This window comes from Algoriphagus zhangzhouensis, from assembly GCF_900148515.1.
GTDB lineage: Bacteria > Bacteroidota > Bacteroidia > Cytophagales > Cyclobacteriaceae > Algoriphagus > Algoriphagus zhangzhouensis.
The window spans coordinates 413,046-431,229 of sequence record NZ_FRXN01000004.1 but is presented as its reverse complement, the minus strand read 5'-3'; the positions used below and the strand labels follow the sequence as shown (position 1 = coordinate 431,229).

Sequence of the window (18,184 nt, the reverse complement as noted above, 5' to 3'; positions counted from 1 at the left end):
AATTCTTTAAAAAAACTAAGTCGTAGAAACCTTAAACTTCTACCAATCTCTAAGATTTTGGCATTTGCCTTCGTTCTTTTCTTTTTCACTTTAACACTAAAGGCTCAAAACCAACCCATCAAAACCGGAGCCGATCAAACTGACCTTTATATACCTCTTTTGAAAGGAAAACGAGTGGCAATCATGGCTAATCAAACGGCTATCATTGGAACCACACATTTGGTGGATAGTCTTCAAAGTCTAGGAATTCAAGTGGTGAAAGTCTTTGGGCCGGAACATGGATTCAGAGGAAATGTCAGTGCCGGTGAAAAAGTCAGCGATGAAACTGATCCTAAAACAGGAATCCCAATCATCTCATTATATGGCAAAAAGAATAAGCCATCTGCTGAGGACATGGCAGATGTAGACATCATGATTTATGATTTGCAGGATGTGGGAGTTAGATTTTACACGAATATCAATGCACTTTCCAGATTGATGGAAGCCTGCGCAGCCAATAGCAAAGAACTGATGATTCTCGACCGTCCCAACCCAAATGCATACCTGATTGACGGACCTATATTGGACATGAAGTATAAATCAGGAATCGGAATGTTCCCTATCCCCATGTCTCATGGATTGACGGTAGGTGAATTTGCACAAATGGCAAATGGGGAAGGCTGGCTAACGAATGGAGTAAAATGTAAACTTCGAATCATTCCTGTCGCCAATTACAATCATGATATGGAGTATACTTTGCCTGTGCCTCCATCTCCAAATCTCAATACGCAGCAGGCAGTTCTTTTATATCCATCCACCTGTATGTTTGAAGGTGTTTATCTCAATCATGGCAGAGGAACCTATTTCCCGTTTACAGTATTGGGAAGTCCCGAATTGAAAGGAATTTACGATTTCTCCTATACGCCAACAGGCATCAAAGGAATGGCAGAGACTCCACTTTTCATGGATCAAGTTTGTTATGGATTGGATCTGAGAGAGTTTGACACAGATAAATTAAGAAAAAGCGGCCAAATCAATTTCAAATGGATTATTGAGCTCTACAAAGCCCATCCGCATAAGGAAAAGTTTTTTGATTCCAGCTTGAGTAATCAAATGGGGACCATTGAAAAACTAATCGGAACTGGAGAATTCAGACAGCAAATTATCTCAGGAGTTTCAGAAGAAGAAATCCGAGCCAGTTGGGAACCAGGCTTGAGTAAATATAAAGAGATGAGGAAAAAGTATTTGCTTTATCCTTGATCCTCTCCTTTTTGACTCTTCTTCTTTCTCCAGAAGAAGAGTCTTCTTTTTTTCTTCACTTTTGGTTTTGCTGGAACATCGGCTACTTCAAGCTGTAAAACTGGCTCTTTTTTCCAAAGGAAAACTGGCAAAGCCCAAAACACCCCCACTAAGCTGAATACCAAACCGCCTATGGTTCCGATGGCTAGCGAGAACCAGAAAATCTCATTTTGTCCTTCCATGATAAATGGAATCAAGCCAAAACAGGTGGAAAGAATTGTCAGCATAATCGGAATGGCTTTTCCAGCAACAGACTTCAAAACATTCCGATTGTAAACGCCTGTGAATCGGTTATTCAGATCATTGATGATAAAAATCCCTGCATTCACCGCCAATCCTCCGAGCATCACAAAGGAAGCATAACCACCTTGATCAAAGTAGAAATCAAATAGTGAGAAGATCAAAAACAAACCAATAAAGCTGATAGGAATAATCGCTATGATATAGACCGGTTGTTTGAGGTTCTCGAAAAGAATAGCACAAATCATAAAAATCCCCACTATCAATAAACCTATGAGGGAGTATTGTCTTTTTGCTTTTTCAAAACTGAAAAAATATGATTGGGTTTCGGCAGTATAGCCAATTGGCATTTCCCGTTTCATTTCTTCCAAGACCTCATCCAAGTATTCCTTCCCAAACTTTCCTGAGCCCATATATTCAAATGCCACAGATCGAATGTATTGCCGATCCTCTTTTCTCAAGGCACTAGTAGTCGTTTCCTTTGTTAAAGTCCCAAAATCTGAAATTTTGTAGATTCTATCCGTTCCAGAGATCAAGCCATTTTTCTCTAAATCAAACCTGCTAAAATCATTGGAGTTCGTCTCTCTGATCACCATCCCATAGTTTTGATCTTCCAAAACCAAGGAACCTGAAGGCCCTTGAGGTTTGCTTAAGTCAAGCATCGTATTGATGATCTCATACTGGTTGGTTTTACCCAAAGCAATCTGGTTTTGATCCAATCGCAGCACAAACTCCTCAGTTTTTGGATCCCCCCAACCCAAACGCTCATTGGTATTCACTTCCTGAATCCGCTTATGTTTCAATAGTTTCTCTGCCAAGACATTGGCTTGTCTTTCCAGCTCATCAAAATTATACCCTTTCATTGTCACTCGATAGGAAGGAATTCCTTCACCACCCGATCCGGTATAAAAGCCCTGTCCCACTCCATAAATATTCCATTGGGCGCCACTCCAATCTGTAGACTTAACAGATAGCTTTCCCTTCAGTTGATAGGGCAACGCAGACTTCTCATATGCCTCTTTGAAAGTGATTGAAATCATCCCTTGCTGACCAGATTGAACAATCGTTTCAAATTGCTCTATCCCTTCCACCCCTTTCAAATAGGATTCAAACTCACGCATGATGAAGTCCATCTGGTCCAATGTATTCCCGAATGGAAGTCGACAATAAACATATAATCGAGTCTTGGATGCTTCCCGATAAGAGCTTTTTTCATAGACTCCTCTCACAAACATTCGGAAAGATCCTCCTAATGCCTGATCCACATAAGGCCTGATTTCTTCTTGATAAAAAGTATTTCCAACGGTTTTATTATACCACTCATGATCCTCCCAATTGGCAGGCAAATAGAATATTGGCAGTCCAAAAAGTAAAATCAAGAATGTAATAAAGACCTTCCTATACCTGGCAGTCCACGCAATTCCCCTTTCATAGCGATGAAGATTTTTTACACGCTTCTTAAGTTGTGGGATTGTTAGTTTTCTGCCTTTTTGAACAGATTCTTTGAATAGGACCTGATAAAAGGCTGGAGTAAAAACCAGCGCAATAATCAAACTGATTCCCAGCATGACAGAAACCACAATGGAAAACTCGGTCAAATTTTTCCTATCCTCTTCAGGAAGGAAAAATACGATCATCAAAGCTGCAATTGTAGTCAGGGAAGCCGCTAATAATGCCAAGAAAACCTTCCTGTTTTTATGCTTATGCAAGTGGTCAATCATGATGATCGCATTATCCACGATCAATCCAAAACTAATCGTTAACCCTGCTAAAGAATACAGGTGGATGTCAACTTTCAAAAAGTATAAAACAATCGCGCATAAGCTTAGATTGATGACGATACCCAGAAACAGAATACTCAGGTATTTCAGGTTCCTATTGATTAGAAAAATAAATACAATCAGTATCAGAATGGATAGACCAGAGCGCTTATAAATTTTATCCAATTCCTTCTCTAGGAACTCGGTATCATCATTTTCCAATGTGATTTCAAATCCTGCCGGAAGCAGAGCTTTTGCATTTTCTACTGCTTCCCGAATATCCTTCGCAAGCAAGACCTTGTTCACTCCTTCGCGATTAAAGACTGAAATAGTGACTGAGTTATTTCCATTTATTCGGAAATAGGAATTCGCTTCGGCCTCCTCCAAGGTCAATTTGGCAACATCTTTTAGCAAAACATTATGTCCATTGATCTCTGAAACTCTCAGGTTTTCTACCTGACTCATTTCTTCCAAGGAGCGATCTACTTGCACAAAGAGAGTCTCACCCCTATTGTTTATCACAGAGCCGGGAAAACTCCTACCGAAAGCTTGAGAAATTCGGTTTGAAAGCTGGCCTTTTGTCAAACCATAAGCTTGGAGTTTTTGGATATCAAAAGTGATAAAAAGCTGCAAATCAGTCGCGCCATTGACACTTACTTCCTCCACTTCTTCATAGCGGGTAATGGATGGTTTGATGAAATCCTCGGCTATTTTTTTGATTTCAAAAGCCGCAAAAGGGCCATTCATGGAGTAAGTCAGAATCGGGGTTTTCCGATCATCTCGCTGCTGAGCAGATTGATAGACTAAAGGAAAACTGACTTTGGAATCCAGCTGGGGATGTACTTGCCTGATCAAGGAAGAGACCTCAAATTTCTTCATCTCCATATCCGCCTTCTTGTCAAATCGAAGGGTAATACTTCCTCCATTGTAATTGGAAGAAGACTCAATTTTCTTTAATTCTGAAAGCTGGGAAAAAGCGCCTTCCAGTGGCGAGGTAGCCAGTTTTTCAACTATTTCAGGAGAAGATTGATTAACGGAATAGGAGATCGTCAATACGGGTTCCCGATCCCTCGGATTCAAATCCACCGAAAGCAAAGGAATGACTGCGATCCCCATGATCGCCATCACCACAAATGCAACTAAAACGCGGAATGGGGTCATATCAAGCCTCCTTTAGTTTCTTTTTGGATACAAAAAACCAATAAGCCAAAGGCACAAAATACAAAGCTGTCAACGTACCAATCGTCAAGCCACCAATCACAGAATAAACCAAAGGTCTCTGCAAGTCTGCTCCCAAACCTGCACTGAAAATAATAGGGATCAAGGCAAGAATGGTAGTAATCGAAGTCATCAAAATTGGTTTCAGACGAATCTGGCCAGCTCTATGCAAGGCCAATTCCAAAGCTTCCTCAGCTGAAGTCCCTGGTTCTGATACCAAATCTTTTCTTAATCTATTGATGGTATCGATTTTCAAAATCGCATCATTAACCATAATACCCAGCATCACCACCAAACCAATGGCAGACATCACATTCAAAGAAGAACCTGCCAATAGAATCACCAAAAAAGCTCCGCCTATTCCAAGCGGAAGAGTCAAAACAACAATCAGAGGCTGAATAAAGCTTTCAAATTGTGCAGCCAAGATGAAATAAAGGAGCAGGACAGAAATCAAAAGAATTCCAATCAGCTGCTTGATATTTTCCTGATCCTTGAAATATTGTCCCACCATGGAGACTCCCAAATTCTTGTCTGTCCCCCATTTAATGAAATCTGATTTATAAGCGTCAGGATTTTCCGCAGTCACAAATACAGATTGATAAATCCCGGTTTTGTCTGCCGTGACATTTTTGTAATGATCATCGTAATGAAAATCCACAAACTCAGACAAAGTATAGTAAGCCGAATCTGAGGCTGCGATTTGGGTATTTCTCAATAAGTCTTCAAATCTGGTCTGGGGCTCTTTTAATTTCACTGGAGTCACTTCTCCAAACCTTCTGATATCGGTGATCAAAAAGCTTCCAAATAGTTTCTGCAACTGGGATTGAATCTGATCTACAGTAATTCGATAGGTCGCTAGTTTTTCAGCTTTTAGTGTAAAAACTACAGAGGATTCTTTTTCAAGTCCTGGCCCTCTTTCCCATTCTGAAGTAGGAAATTGACTTAGCCAAGGCCCCATTTTATCTTCTGGAACAGGCTCTTTTGCAGCTAAATCTTTCCATCTCACCTCATAGTAAGGCAAAGAAGAATTGAATAATTGATCAAAGGCATTGGGAGCATCCCCAATTAGAAATTCGGCTCCTGGGTAATTTTTCTCAATAAACTCCTCAAGCTTTATTACTTGCTCATTTTTTTGATCTTGCGAAGAAAACAAGAAATAAAGCAAAGCTTGCTGAATCGAGTTTTCACCATCAAATAATAAGAACTGCTTGACACCAATATCGGATTCTGCCTGCTCATAGCCTCCCTCCATATGTCTCATCAAAGCGACCACTCGATCTCTATTCTCGGTTGCAGAAATAGGCTCATTCCAGTTCACTTCCAGAGTCGTATCCAACTTGTCAATTTCAGGAAGGCCCTCAGATGGCAGAAGCAGAGAAATAGCTAATCCAACTGGGATCAATAGCATAATGAAAAGCAGTGCTACTTTTCTATTGCCAAAGACTAAATCGTAGCCTTTTTCATAAAGTCCCAAAACCGCAGAAAAAAACTTCCCTTCTTCGCCGTCATCCACCTTTTTACTTTTGCTGAAAAAGAGAAAATACAACATCGGCAAAAGAATGAAGGCAACTGCCAAGGAAACAGAAAGGATTGCTGTCACTGCTATCGCCTGATCAAAGAATAGGGCCCCTGAAATCCCGCTTAAGAAAACTAGCGGAACAAATACTGAAAGCGTAGTCAAAACTGATGAAATCAACGCACTCATGACTTCATCTACTCCTTGCACGCAGGCTTCAAAAAGGTCCAATCCCAATTCCCTTTTTCGGGTAATATTATCCAAAACGATAATCGCATTGTCAATCAACATCCCTATCCCAAGAGCGAGACCGGAAAGTGAAATGATATTGATTGAAATATCGAAAAAGTAGAAAACTAGAAAACTGATTAAAAGAGAAGATGGCAAACTCACCCCGATAATCAGAGGAAGTCTGTAATCTTTCATAAAAAGAAATAGTACGCCAAAGGCGAAAATCCCGCCAAACAAAAGGGATGTTTGCAGATTGGAAATTGCAGCATTTAGAAGATTGGATTGATCTTGAGTGAGTTCAAAATCCACCTGAGGATAATCTGTTTTGAAAAGCTCCAAAGCATCTTTCAACTCGGGGATCAATTCATTCATCTTGGCAGCAGCCTGCTTGTGAACGGTAATGACTAATGCCTCTTTGGAACCGAACAAATGATATCCAAGCATTTCCTGTGTTTGATAGCTGACATTTGCCAACTTACCTAATGGTACAATCGCTCCTGAAGGCGCAGAAACAGGAAGGCTTTCAATATCGCTTGGTGTATCTACACGAGTGGCTAATCTCAAATAATACCGAAATTGACCATCTTTTACGGAGACTCCCGGCAAATCTGTATTTCCAGATTGAATCGCGGAAATCAGGTTTTCCTGAGTCATTCCTAAAGCTCGGATTTCCTCCTCCTTTGGCTCAACTATGATGATTCGATCTTTTTTCCCATTGATATCTACCAAAGAAACTCCAGGAAGCTGCTCGATTCTTTTCTTTAGAACATTTTCAGCCAAAAGGCTAACCTCGATCTCATCAACACCTTCTTTGGGAACTACCTGAACCCTTGCCACTGGGATATCCGAGGTATTGATTCGGATTACTTCCGGCCTTGCAATTCCTTCCGGTAGATTATTGGCTATTCTGTCAATTTTCTCATTGACATCGATATAGGCCAGCTCCATTTGTGTGGAATAGTTGAAGGAAAGACGGATAGTACCAACTTCTGAACCTGCTTTCGAATCCATATCCTCCAGTCCATTCAAAGTGATCAGACCTTCTCGAATATTCCTCAAAACATTCTGCTCAATCGCTTCTGGAGAGGCATTGGGATAGGATACTTTCACCACGATCTGAGGAACGTCGATGGGTGGCAGCAAGGAAATCGGCAATGTGCGGAAGACGATGAAAGAAAACACCATCAATGCCAAAAAAGTCATAAATACTGCAATGGGCCGGGCTAGTAAAAATCGAACCATCCTTTATTCAGTTACGATTTGTACCGGTGCCTGATGTGCGAGTTGGAGATTGTTAGTCGTGATGACCGTACTTCCCGGTTCTATACCTTCCAGGATTTCTATTTCTTGTCCATTGTCTTTTCCTACTTCTACGTAGTTCCATTTGGACTCTTCATTTTCAATCGTAAAGACTACCGCTCTACCAGATCGATAAACGACAGCATCTTTTGGAACTACCAAAGAATTGGATTGAGGGGCTCGGATGATGGCTCTCGCGTTCATTCCTGGAAGCAAGTCTTTAGAAGATGTAAGCCGAATAGAAACTTGAACCAGTCCATTTTCATCTACTTTGGGATTGATTCCTAAAACTCGGCCTTCCAAGGCATTTTGAATATCGGATACCGGATAAACCTCCACTTTTTGATTAATTGAAATCAAAGAAATATCAGATTCCAGCACATTTACTTTCAACTCCAAACTGGATGTGCTTAGGATTTCACAAAGCTCAGCATTGCTAGAAATCAAACTACCTTCCTTGAATTTGAGGTCAGCAATTTTTCCCGAAATTGGAGCTTTCACTTCACATCTCTCCAAGTTCAATTGAGCTTCTTTCAAGTCAATTTCCGCTAAATAAACCCCGTTTTTAGCTTTCAGCTGTTCTTCCAAAAATTGGATTCTTTCAGTATCTCCAGATTCAAAATCACGTAAAAAACCAAGCTTATCATTTTCAAAAGCTGCCTCGGCATTCTTCAAAGCGATTTTGGCTTTCTCTAAGGCTATCTCAGAATTGGTAGGATCTAACTTGGCGATTATTTCACCTTTATTGACGAACTGACCTTCACGAATCGGCAAAGCAATCAAATACCCAGGTTGCTCGATAATGGCTTTTACCTGACCAGCAGCTTCGAGCTTTCCGGTAGCATTGATGAGGTAATCGAAACTCTTGGTTTCTGCTTTGGCCACTTTGACTTCTGTGGCGGCAACCTCATTTCTAAAAGATTCAGCTGGAATTTCCTCTTGTTTTTCGGCTTCTGGCTCACATGAAAAAAGACCCCAAGAAAAAATGATGAGGCAAATAATACGGTAGTTGTTCATCGAAATAATCGTTAGTATCCTAATAAACTAAGAATAATTCCAAGGTCAAAGACAGTGAAATAGATTGCTTGTTAAAAAAGTTAAAAAAGGTTCGACTGCCTTTTAAAAACTTCGAATAATACAATTACTAAAAGAACGATATACTTAAAATATTATTCTTTCAAGCATTTCGATTATTCATTGAAAAATGGTCTCATCTCGTTGTGGATTGTTTCACGAAGAGTTTTTAGGCGCATGGCATATTCTTCCAGTTTTTTCTCTTGATCCGTCTGAGGGATCCAAGGCTTGACCTTTTTTGGATTTCCATGTTCATCTACAGAGACAAAAATGATGATGCAGTGGGTCTTTTTTTCAAACTCATGATCCGAAAAATCCCTGGAATAAATCTCCACCATAATATGGATACTGGAGGTACCGGTATAGATCACCGCCGCATCTATTTTGATAACTTCTCCGATATTGATAGGCTTGTAAAAGCGAATCCCCCCTACATAAACAGTCACGCAGTAGGTTTCTGACCATGTTCTCGCACAGGTATAAGCAGCCTGATCAATCCACTTCATCACCACTCCCCCATGGACTTTTCCTCCGAAATTCACATCTGAAGGTTCGCTGATAAACTGAAAGGAGGTTTTGTGTAGATTTTCCATGGGATCAAATTTGGAATTTAATATACAGATTTGATCGGGGAGAAAAAGGCAAATGCCTTCCCATTTTCCAGAAAATCATTTATCGGAATTCAGCAAACTCAAAATCTCCTCCTCCAACTCCAGAATCTGCCTTTCCGCCTCATCCATAGGCAATCCTTCCGCCAGACCTGGTCTCAAATGCTTGGTTTCTCGTAAGAAGGCATCTCGCTGGATAATTTGTTTTTTAGTGATAAGCTCCAGAAGTTTTGAAGCCTGCGGAAAAGATTTGGTGAGATGCTCAAAGGATTTAGACTGGGAAGATTTTTCCCATCCTAAACTTTCCAAGAACTCTCGAGCCATCAACCAATGCCCTTCATCCCCAGGATGCACCCCATCTTTTGCAAGAAAAAAATCAGCATGCTTCCTTCTCTCCTTTGCTAAATACTCCCTCATGGGTCCATGAATGTCTATGACTTCCCAAGAATCACTGCCTCTTTTACTAATCAACCAATCGGAATACACATCCAAAACCTGAGAATAATCAATCCCTTTGTTTGGATCAAAAACTGGAGGTGTCAAGGCAACAGGAATTGCATTTATTGATTCGATCTCTCCATAAAGCCAATTGATTCCATCTTGATACAATTGAAATCTACCCATGTCGAAAGGAAGGTAAATCCCATCATTCATCCCGTAATTAAAAAAGACCACATCCGGATCAAGGCTTGCAAAAACTCTAGACAACCTTTCATGCAAATCTGGGCGTGGGAATTCTCCATTGGCATGCCCTTCCTCAGAAAGCCCAGAAACAGTCTCACTCGGCAGACCCAAATTGATCCATTCGATGGTGGAATCAGGATTTTTCAACCGATAGCAGGTTTCTACATAGGCGATGTACTTCCCGGCATAGGTGATACTATTTCCCAAAAAAAGTACCTGTTGGGCATCTGAAGGAATAGTCAACCTCGCTTGAGACTGACTATTCTGAATGCAAAAAACTGAAATTAGAATCCCTAGCAACAAACCTTTCATCATGCAAAATCATTGGTCTTTGCTAAAGATAAAATCCTCAAGCCTATTTTACGAATGAAAGCTTGATAGACTCTCCTGGATTCATTTCCTTTTCCCAAACTTCTCCAGCATCCAAGCTTTCGCCATTCACTTGACAAGTCCCTTCAATTGGATTTAGGATTCTTATTTTTCCTCCTTTTGGAGCAGAGATATTAGCTGTGATTTGTGATCCATTCACCTTGGTTGCAGAAACCTGAAAAGCTCCTTGAGTCAAGAATCCATCGAAGGAAACATTTTCCCAAGCAGAAGGCACCGCTGGAAACAAGCGAATAAAATCCTCATGACTTTGGATCAACATTTCCTGTACCCCAGAGGCAAAGGCAAAGTTCCCTTCCAAAGTAAATGGTCTGTATTTGTAATTCGAGTATCCTTTTCCAGACTGATCTCCGTTCACATGGAAACTATTCGGAAGGCAAAAGCTTGTTGCGAAAATCCTCAAAGTCTCAGCCGCTCCTTCACCATCCAGCATCCTTGCCTGCACATTCCCCTGCCAGCTAAAAGAATAACCAACCCAAGCTGAGGAACCCGTAGTCTTTAGATGCTGGGCTGTTTTACGGATAATATCCTGCGCCTTTTCTCCATCCGACCAATTGATCAAACTCAATGGATGAATCGCCATCAGGTGAGAAAAGTGTCTATGTGAATTTTCCAAAGGAATATTAGGTGCTAACAACATCCCTGTTTCTCCTACTGCAAAGTCTGGCCATTCTGCCAAAATACGTTCCCATTTTTCAGCCTCCTGTTCATTCCCCAGCTCTCTGGCTAATTCAGCAGCTTTGGTATATACGAATCGGATATTTGCCAAGTCAAAATTGGTTGTCTCTCCAAACCAAGCCTGACGACTATTATTGTGAACTTCTGGCGAGGCAGAAATGGGTAGTTTTCTCATTCCTTGCTCATTTTTTTCAGAAATCTCATCGAAATAAATCGCCACTTCTTTGAACCAAGGATAGGCCTCATTTTCCAAAAACTCCCTATCCATGCTATATCTCCACTGCAAGTAGAAGTGATGGGAAAGCCATCCCGAAACCGTTGGACCAAATGCATACTGAATCCATCCACCCATAGGTGCCCCGGTCAAAGTGCTCACACCCGGAACATTGAGTCCATCAGATTCATAATAAGTCTTGGTGTATTCCTTGAATGTCGGATAGTTCTTCCAAAGCCAGTTCAAAAAGCCTTTCGACAAATCCAGATGATTGGCAGTATAGCTTGGCCAATAGCTTAATTGGGTATTCAGATCATGGTGAAAGTCACCTTTCCAAGGCGGAAGTTTCCCATTATCTGCCGTCCAAACTGCCTGAAGGGAAATCGGCGGAGTATTTTCTCTAGCTGCTGATGCAAATTTATATTGCTCCAGATACCATTGTCTTTGTAATACAGAATCAGGAATGGAAATATTGGACTTGCTCCAGAAAGAATTCCACCATTCAGAATGCGTTGGAAATGAAGCCAAAAACCCCTTTTCCAATGCTTCTAGAGTCAGTTCCTTTGAATTTTGTTTTCCTTCCAAATTGGTACTGATGGCCCAAACGCCTTCCAAACCAGAGTTGTTTTTTTTCCATCTCACAGTGATTTGATATTCAAAATCGCCATATCCTTTTTGGGTATAAACTTTCCCGTTTTCCAAATCTTCTACCAGCCCTTCTGGATAGCCCAGCCTTCTCAAGTCTTGACCAGTCACAGGATTGTCCGCCTCTGATTCACCTGGAAGGTTATAGGCAGGAATCATCAATTCTGGAGAAAAGCTTTCCTCTTTTATCCCTTCAAACTTGAACCAGCCGATAGGATTTGCTGCATGAACATAGGTCCTCAAACTTGCACCTGATTCCCACTGAACCTCACCTGTTCCAGTAGCAATATAAAGGGTGCTCTTTTTCACTTTTCCCAGACTAGAAGTTGCAAATTCCAAAGCTCCCCCCGGGATTTTGGATGGTGCTGGTGCTTTATCATAAGGCGCATCAAATAGGTCCTGCACATTTTTATAGGTGTCACTTTCCCATTGCTCTTTCACCCAGGAATATTTATATGGCTCACCTTGGAGGTTTTCCATTTTTCGCTCATCCCAAAGATCTACGTGGTCCAACGAGAGCCTGAGTTTGTCTTCTTTTTGCCAAATGAGAGCTCCGATTTGGCCATTTCCCAATGGAAGCCCTTCATCCCAAGTCGTAGGGAGATAATCAAACTCCAAATTGTATGGAGTCAAATCGGGAAGCATTTTAACATCCTGATTTGGACTACAAGAAAATAGAATGGCTAAAAGGAAAAGGGACCAAATTGTTTTCATAGAGGCGGTTTTAAAATAGGAATAAGGAGAATTGATTAATTCAAATTCGGATTCCCGAAGGTATCATTTTTTGGAAGTGAAATGATGTCATATATCAAATTTTAGTGCATTTGACCAAAAAAATATTTCAGATTAATTAGTAATTTAATTGACTTAAAAAATTCAGAAAATGAACATCGGGAACATTATACTTTGGGCAATTCAAGTCTATTTGGTCTATTGGTTTTTTGGACCTGCTAAAATGAAATTACTAACCCCTACAGAAAAGCTGGTTCAATATCATCTCGTACCTTCTGGAGGTAGTCCTACTCCCATTAGAATTCTCGCCATATTGGAGTTTTTGGGAATTGTTGGCTTAATCCTTCCTTGGCTTACAGGAATTCTTCCGATCCTTACACCTGTTTCAGCTTTATCCTTAGGATTGGTAATGGTAGGGGCCGCATTCTTTCAGTTCAAAACCCACAACACCAAAAAACTTCCTAAGATTGTTTTGGCTTTGATTTTATGTTTGGTAGTTGCTTGGTTTAGGTATCAGGAGATGGGGTAAAAATTAACACCCCAAATTCCAGCACCAATCCTTAGGCCGTGCAATTAGGCGAATTGGCTGCTCGTACATACGAAGCCTTAATGTTCCTGGTGGGTCTCCCCCAAAATGAGAATACAAGGCATTCATTTCATTGATAGAACCTACTTGAAGAGATACCTTTGTAATTCCCACATCTCCCATATCCAATTCTGTCCCTGCTCTCCGCGATAGATCAATAATTCTTTTTGATGTCTTGGGAAGCCGGTCATTGATCCTTACCCAAACAGAATCTTGGGTATCCAAACGTGTCACTTTCACCCAAGTATTGAATGGCAAATATTTATGCGCAGCAGTTAAGCTATCCATATTAAAAATCTCGCCATTGGCAGTTTTCCTCTGGTGAAAACGTTTCCCATAATAACTGGCAACCCCAGTCTGAACTCTAACTGAATCAACTTCTTGAGCCAATGCCCCCAAAGACAAGCCCAAAACCAACAAAACACTGAATAATACTCGCATCACTAAAATGACATTCCCAACTCCTATTCAACAAAAATGCCAATTGCTGACGGAAGCCCTGATTTCATTTGTAGAAGGAAGGCCTACAAGGTATCTTAGTTGAATATTCAAATCCTCCACCGATACTTGGAAACCTATTTCATTGTGTCTTTGGGATTCAAAAATCAGAGACTTTTCCTTATCGGAGATTGGAGATTGGAGAAAAGAGATTTAACCCAATCACATTGTTATGACGCAAATCGAATTTCTTATCATTCGATTTGCGTATTTCATAATTGATTTGAATCATGATTAATAGGTGGGAAACAAGTAAAATTTATGCTTAAACTATTACATACTGCAGATTGGCATTTGGGAAAAAGGCTTCAGGAATTCTCCAGATTGGAGGAGCAGAAGCTTGTTTTGGACGAAATCCTCCAAATCGCTGAAGATGAAAATGTAGACCTGGTACTTTTAGCAGGTGATATTTTCGATTCTTTTAACCCATCTCATGAAGCGGTAGAATTATTTTACAAATCCCTCCACAAACTTTCCAAAAACGGCACCAGACCCATCATTGCCATTTCCGGAAATCATGACAGTACCCAGTTTGTAGAGGCTCCGGATCCTTTGGCTAGAGAAATGGGAATCCTGTTTTATAGTAGGTATGATTCGGTAATACCCACGGGGAAATTAGAATCAGGACTGGAGATTATTAATTCCGAGTCTGGATTTGTTGAGCTCAAACTTCCTCAGCACCCATTTCCCATTCGAATTATCTTAGCACCCTATGCAAATGAAGTGAGCCTCAAAACTTATTTGGGAGAGGGAGATCGCGAAGCAGAATTCCGAAATATTCTTTCAGACAAATGGCGAAAATTGGCTGATACCTATTGTGACTCAAATGGCGTAAACCTATATATGGGCCATTTCTTTTTTGTTCAAGAAGGAGCCAAAATCCCTGCCGATGCCGAACCGGAATCCGAGAGACCTATTCTTCACGTTGGGGGAACTCAGGCACTTTTTACGCAAAACATCCCCAACCAAATTCAATATGCGGCTTTGGGACATTTGCATCGATTTCAGACAGTTTCCAAGGAACCTTGCCCAGTGATTTATTCCAGTTCTCCTTTGGCCTACTCTTTTTCGGAAGCTGATCAGGAGAAAAAAGTGGTGATTGTTGATTTGAAACCGGATTCCCCAGCTGAGACCACAGCCATTGGTCTCAAGCATGGCCGGCCACTTTATCGAAAGACTTTTGATCAATTGGCTGATACCTTGGACTGGTTGGAGCAAAATCCTTATTGTTTTGTGGAGCTCACTTTCATCACCGAGCATTCTATTGACGCTGCTACCAGAAAGGCAATTCTGAAAGCTCATGACGGAATCGTCAACTTAATTCCTCAGATCAAAAACCCAACAGGAAAAGAGGATTTCAGCTTGAAGGCAGAGGATTTAGAGAAAGACATGGTCAGCCTTTTCAAGTTGTATCATCAAAGCGAAAGAGGCCAAAAGCCCAATGAGGAACTTTTGGAAATTTTTAAAGAAGTAATCAGTCAGGAAGCAAAAGCATGATTCCAGTTCAATTAGACATTCAGGGACTATACTCCTATCGTGAAAGACAAAGTATCAACTTCAACCAATTGACTGCTGCTGGTTTGTTTGGAATTTTTGGAGCAGTGGGAAGTGGAAAATCCTCCATTCTGGAAGGAATCCTATTGGCGCTTTATGGAAGTACAGAAAGGCTTTCCGATCGAGGAGAGAAAAATTCCATGCTCAATCTTCAAAGCGATCAGCTTCTGATCAATTTTACTTTTCATGCGGGGAAAAATAATTCGAAGACCTTCTTGGCTCGATATGAAGCCAAAAGGAACAAGAAAGATCCCGAAAAAGTAGATCCCGCTACGCATACTTTTTATGAGAAATCCGGTTCGGATTGGACTCCTTTAGAACTTCGGGCGGAGGATATTATTGGAATGAAAAAGGAGCATTTCAAGCAAACAGTCATCATTCCGCAGGGAAAATTCAGGGAATTCATTGATTTGACTCCTGGACCACGAGCCGAGATGATGAAGGAGCTTTTTGGCTTGGAGCGATTTGATCTTTCTGGAAAAACGGGAACTTTACTTCGCGAGGTAAAGGATGAAAAAATACGTTTAGAAGCCAAAATCCAAACCTTGGAGGAATACTCTTCCGAGCAATTATCAGAAAAGTCTGAGCTCCTTGAAAAAATAAAGACCGAGTCTGATCAAGTAGGCAAAGAGGTGAATGATTTAGACGCCCAGCTTCGTCAATTGGAGAAATTTCAGGAGAAACATGCAAGCTGGATTGAGTTCAAAAGAATGAGGAAAGAACTTGTCGAGCAAAAGCCACAAATCGACAAACAACGACTTCTTCATCAGGAATTCATCACCGCAAAAAATCATCTTCGCCCGATCTGGAATCAAATCAATGATCTCAAAAAAGACCGAGAGAAATTCCAGGTTAGCATTACAGACTGCAGCCGATTTGAAGTAGAATTTGAAAAGGAAATCCTTCAACTCGAAGTTGAGGAAAAGGAGCTGAAGCAGAAAAACCAAAATCGTCCCCAAAGGGAAGGAAAGATTCGGGATCTCAAAAAAGTGATCGAAATCAAACAGCTCCAAGAGGGTCTTGCACAAAGTCAGGCTCATTTGGAGACATTAAAGCCTTCCATAGATTCATTGCAGGAAACTCAATCCAATCTGGATTCACAGTCTCAAAATTTGGATAGGGAGTTGGATTCTTTGCCTGTTGCCGATTCAAGTAATTTGGCTGATCTCAAATCCTTTCAAAGGCAATGGAAAGATCTGGATGAGCAAATTGGGCATCAGCAAAAATTATTGAAACAATTTGAGTCAGAGGAAAAGGTGGTTTCCCAGACATTAGAAAGACTTCAATCCAAAATCCCCTCTGATTTCGAGAAAGTAGAAGACTGGCTTCAAGAGCAAAAAAAGCGGATTTCCGAGGTTGAAAAAATGCGTGAAAATGCCCTCCGAAATATGGGGCTACATGCTCATGCGCATCTTTTGGAAGATGGAAAACCATGTCCTCTATGTGGTGCTGCAGAACATCCCAATCCGCTGAGTGCAGAAAAACAGGAAAAGGAGGCTCGGCAAATGGATTTGCGATTAAGTGAGGAAAAGAATGTCATGGAAGACATTTTACACCTGATCCAGCAGCTCAAAGAGCAGCAATTGTATCTGGATAATCATCGAAGAAACATCCAAAGCAAGGGACAGGAAAAACTTCAATTGGATGAAAAGCTTTCAAATGTGCTAAACCAAGTCAATCAACTTGGAATCACAGATAGTTCATCTTTGGAGGAGAAAATAGCCTCTTTGGAAAATAGCCATCAGCAAAGGGAATCTATCCTAAAGGCACAGCAGGAGATTAGAAAGAATTGGCAAGCAAATCGTGAAAAACTGGATATGGAGCAAGCCGCTTTTCAACAGGCTCAATTGAAAAAAGAGACCTTTTCTTCTCAAATTCAATCCAAGGAAAAAGATCTCCAAGACCCCACATTCTGCAAAGTTTTTTTCTCAAGAGGAGTCCATGAAATCGATGCTGCTATCTCCAAGGTGGAGAAGGATATTGAAAATGCCTTGAAAGACTGGGAAGGAAAGGTTGCTCATTTGCAGGAGGTCAAGACCAAGCAAACCACCAATCAGGCTGATCTAAAAAATTTCAAACTTCAATTAGAACAAGCCGATTCAAAATTATCCAAGCTCCAATCAGAATTTGAAAACCTCAAGACCGAACATGGATTTGAGGACGAAGCTAGATTGATTCGCTTGTTTGAGCATTCCCTGGATGCAGAGAAAGTTGCCAAAGAGATCCAGCAGTTTGATCAAAGATTGGCTTTGGCAGAAAGTAGGATCTCAGAACTGGAGCAGGAAAAAGAAGTAGTTGAATTCCAAGAAGAGCAATTCTTGCAATCCAAGGCCAAATTCCATTTGTTGAAATCTGCTGCTGAAGAAAGTCGAAAACGAGCGGCATTACTTGAAGAGGAAATTAAAATCATCAAGGAAAAGCTTCAAGAAAAACTGCAACTCACCCAGACTAAAGAGAAGGTTGAAAAAAGGGAAACCTATCTCAGAGAATTGGAGCGGCTTTTCAAAGGATCTGGATTCGTCAAATATGTCAGTTCTATTTACCTCAAGGAACTTTGCAATACAGCCAATCTGAGATTTATGAAGCTGAGCAAAAACAGTCTCAGCCTAGAAATCGATGATGACAATACTTTCTGGGTGATTGATTACCTGAACGGTGGTAAAAGACGCTTGCTAAAAACTCTTTCAGGTGGACAGACTTTCCAAGCTTCTTTATGCCTTGCATTGGCTTTGGCAGAAAAGATCAAAGCACTCAATCAAGCCGATCAAAGCTTTTTCTTCTTGGATGAAGGATTTGGCGCTTTGGATAGAAATGCCCTACGGGTCGTTTTTGAAACACTAAAATCCCTGAGACATGAAAACCGAATCGTTGGCATCATCAGTCACGTGGAAGAATTGCAGCAGGAAATCGGAGTATTCGCCAAAGTAGAACTCGATCAAGAGAAAGGCTCTCAGGTGAGTTATTCTTATTGAAACAATCTGG

At 40.8% G+C, this 18,184-nt stretch carries 11 protein-coding genes; 4 read left to right on the top strand and 7 right to left on the bottom strand.

What is annotated here, in order from left to right:
• The first annotated feature begins 57 nt into the window (after positions 1 to 57).
• On the top strand, positions 58 to 1,239 hold the full coding sequence (locus BUF13_RS16120) for an exo-beta-N-acetylmuramidase NamZ family protein (protein ID WP_073572872.1): 1,182 nt from the start codon (positions 58 to 60) through the stop codon (positions 1,237 to 1,239).
• Here the strand turns inward: BUF13_RS16120 and BUF13_RS16115 are convergent.
• The 6 genes from BUF13_RS16115 to BUF13_RS16090 form a co-directional block, all read right to left on the bottom strand.
• Complete coding sequence (locus tag BUF13_RS16115) at positions 1,230 to 4,439, bottom strand: efflux RND transporter permease subunit (RefSeq protein ID WP_073572836.1); 3,210 nt, start codon at positions 4,437 to 4,439, stop codon at positions 1,230 to 1,232. The genes BUF13_RS16120 and BUF13_RS16115 overlap by 10 nt on opposite strands.
• 1 nt (position 4,440) lies before the next feature.
• Entirely contained in the window at positions 4,441 to 7,485 is a 3,045-nt protein-coding gene (locus BUF13_RS16110; protein ID WP_073572835.1) for an efflux RND transporter permease subunit, read from the bottom strand.
• Positions 7,486 to 7,488: 3 nt separating this feature from the next.
• Entirely contained in the window at positions 7,489 to 8,559 is a 1,071-nt protein-coding gene (locus BUF13_RS16105; RefSeq protein WP_073572834.1) for an efflux RND transporter periplasmic adaptor subunit, read from the bottom strand.
• 173 nt (positions 8,560 to 8,732) lie between these two features.
• Entirely contained in the window at positions 8,733 to 9,209 is a 477-nt protein-coding gene (locus BUF13_RS16100) for an acyl-CoA thioesterase (RefSeq protein ID WP_073572833.1), read from the bottom strand.
• 75 nt (positions 9,210 to 9,284) lie between these two features.
• On the bottom strand, positions 9,285 to 10,223 hold the full coding sequence (locus BUF13_RS16095) for an SGNH/GDSL hydrolase family protein (protein ID WP_083586481.1): 939 nt from the start codon (positions 10,221 to 10,223) through the stop codon (positions 9,285 to 9,287).
• Positions 10,224 to 10,263: 40 nt separating this feature from the next.
• Positions 10,264 to 12,546 carry a glycosyl hydrolase family 95 catalytic domain-containing protein gene (locus BUF13_RS16090; RefSeq protein WP_073572832.1) on the bottom strand — a complete coding sequence of 761 codons (2,283 nt, stop codon included), beginning with the start codon at positions 12,544 to 12,546 and terminating at the stop codon, positions 10,264 to 10,266.
• A gap of 169 nt (positions 12,547 to 12,715) precedes the next feature.
• Here BUF13_RS16090 and BUF13_RS16085 point away from each other — a divergent pair, with 169 nt between their 5' ends.
• Positions 12,716 to 13,093 carry a DoxX family protein gene (locus tag BUF13_RS16085; RefSeq protein WP_073572831.1) on the top strand — a complete coding sequence of 126 codons (378 nt, stop codon included), beginning with the start codon at positions 12,716 to 12,718 and terminating at the stop codon, positions 13,091 to 13,093.
• Positions 13,094 to 13,096: 3 nt separating this feature from the next.
• On the opposite strand, the gene BUF13_RS16080 is transcribed toward BUF13_RS16085, so the two are convergent.
• Complete coding sequence (locus tag BUF13_RS16080) at positions 13,097 to 13,591, bottom strand: septal ring lytic transglycosylase RlpA family protein (RefSeq protein ID WP_073572830.1); 495 nt, start codon at positions 13,589 to 13,591, stop codon at positions 13,097 to 13,099.
• 318 nt (positions 13,592 to 13,909) lie between these two features.
• Between BUF13_RS16080 and BUF13_RS16070 the strand changes: the two genes are divergently transcribed.
• Entirely contained in the window at positions 13,910 to 15,145 is a 1,236-nt protein-coding gene (locus BUF13_RS16070; RefSeq protein ID WP_073572828.1) for a metallophosphoesterase family protein, read from the top strand.
• Complete coding sequence (locus BUF13_RS16065; protein ID WP_073572827.1) at positions 15,142 to 18,174, top strand: AAA family ATPase; 3,033 nt, start codon at positions 15,142 to 15,144, stop codon at positions 18,172 to 18,174. Before BUF13_RS16070 ends, BUF13_RS16065 begins: the two co-directional genes overlap by 4 nt.
• Positions 18,175 to 18,184 lie beyond the last annotated feature (10 nt).

Excerpts from the sequence above, each read along its gene's own strand:
- BUF13_RS16110 (WP_073572835.1), bottom strand. The coding sequence starts at position 7,485 with ATGGTTCGATTTTTACTAGCCCGGCCCATTGCAGTATTTATGACTTTT.
- BUF13_RS16080 (WP_073572830.1), bottom strand. The coding sequence starts at position 13,591 with ATGCGAGTATTATTCAGTGTTTTGTTGGTTTTGGGCTTGTCTTTGGGG.
- BUF13_RS16100 (WP_073572833.1), bottom strand. The coding sequence starts at position 9,209 with ATGGAAAATCTACACAAAACCTCCTTTCAGTTTATCAGCGAACCTTCA.
- BUF13_RS16105 (WP_073572834.1), bottom strand. The coding sequence starts at position 8,559 with ATGAACAACTACCGTATTATTTGCCTCATCATTTTTTCTTGGGGTCTT.
- BUF13_RS16065 (WP_073572827.1), top strand. The coding sequence starts at position 15,142 with ATGATTCCAGTTCAATTAGACATTCAGGGACTATACTCCTATCGTGAA.
- BUF13_RS16115 (WP_073572836.1), bottom strand. The coding sequence starts at position 4,439 with ATGACCCCATTCCGCGTTTTAGTTGCATTTGTGGTGATGGCGATCATG.
- BUF13_RS16090 (WP_073572832.1), bottom strand. The coding sequence starts at position 12,546 with ATGAAAACAATTTGGTCCCTTTTCCTTTTAGCCATTCTATTTTCTTGT.
- BUF13_RS16070 (WP_073572828.1), top strand. The coding sequence starts at position 13,910 with ATGCTTAAACTATTACATACTGCAGATTGGCATTTGGGAAAAAGGCTT.
- BUF13_RS16095 (WP_083586481.1), bottom strand. The coding sequence starts at position 10,223 with ATGATGAAAGGTTTGTTGCTAGGGATTCTAATTTCAGTTTTTTGCATT.
- BUF13_RS16085 (WP_073572831.1), top strand. The coding sequence starts at position 12,716 with ATGAACATCGGGAACATTATACTTTGGGCAATTCAAGTCTATTTGGTC.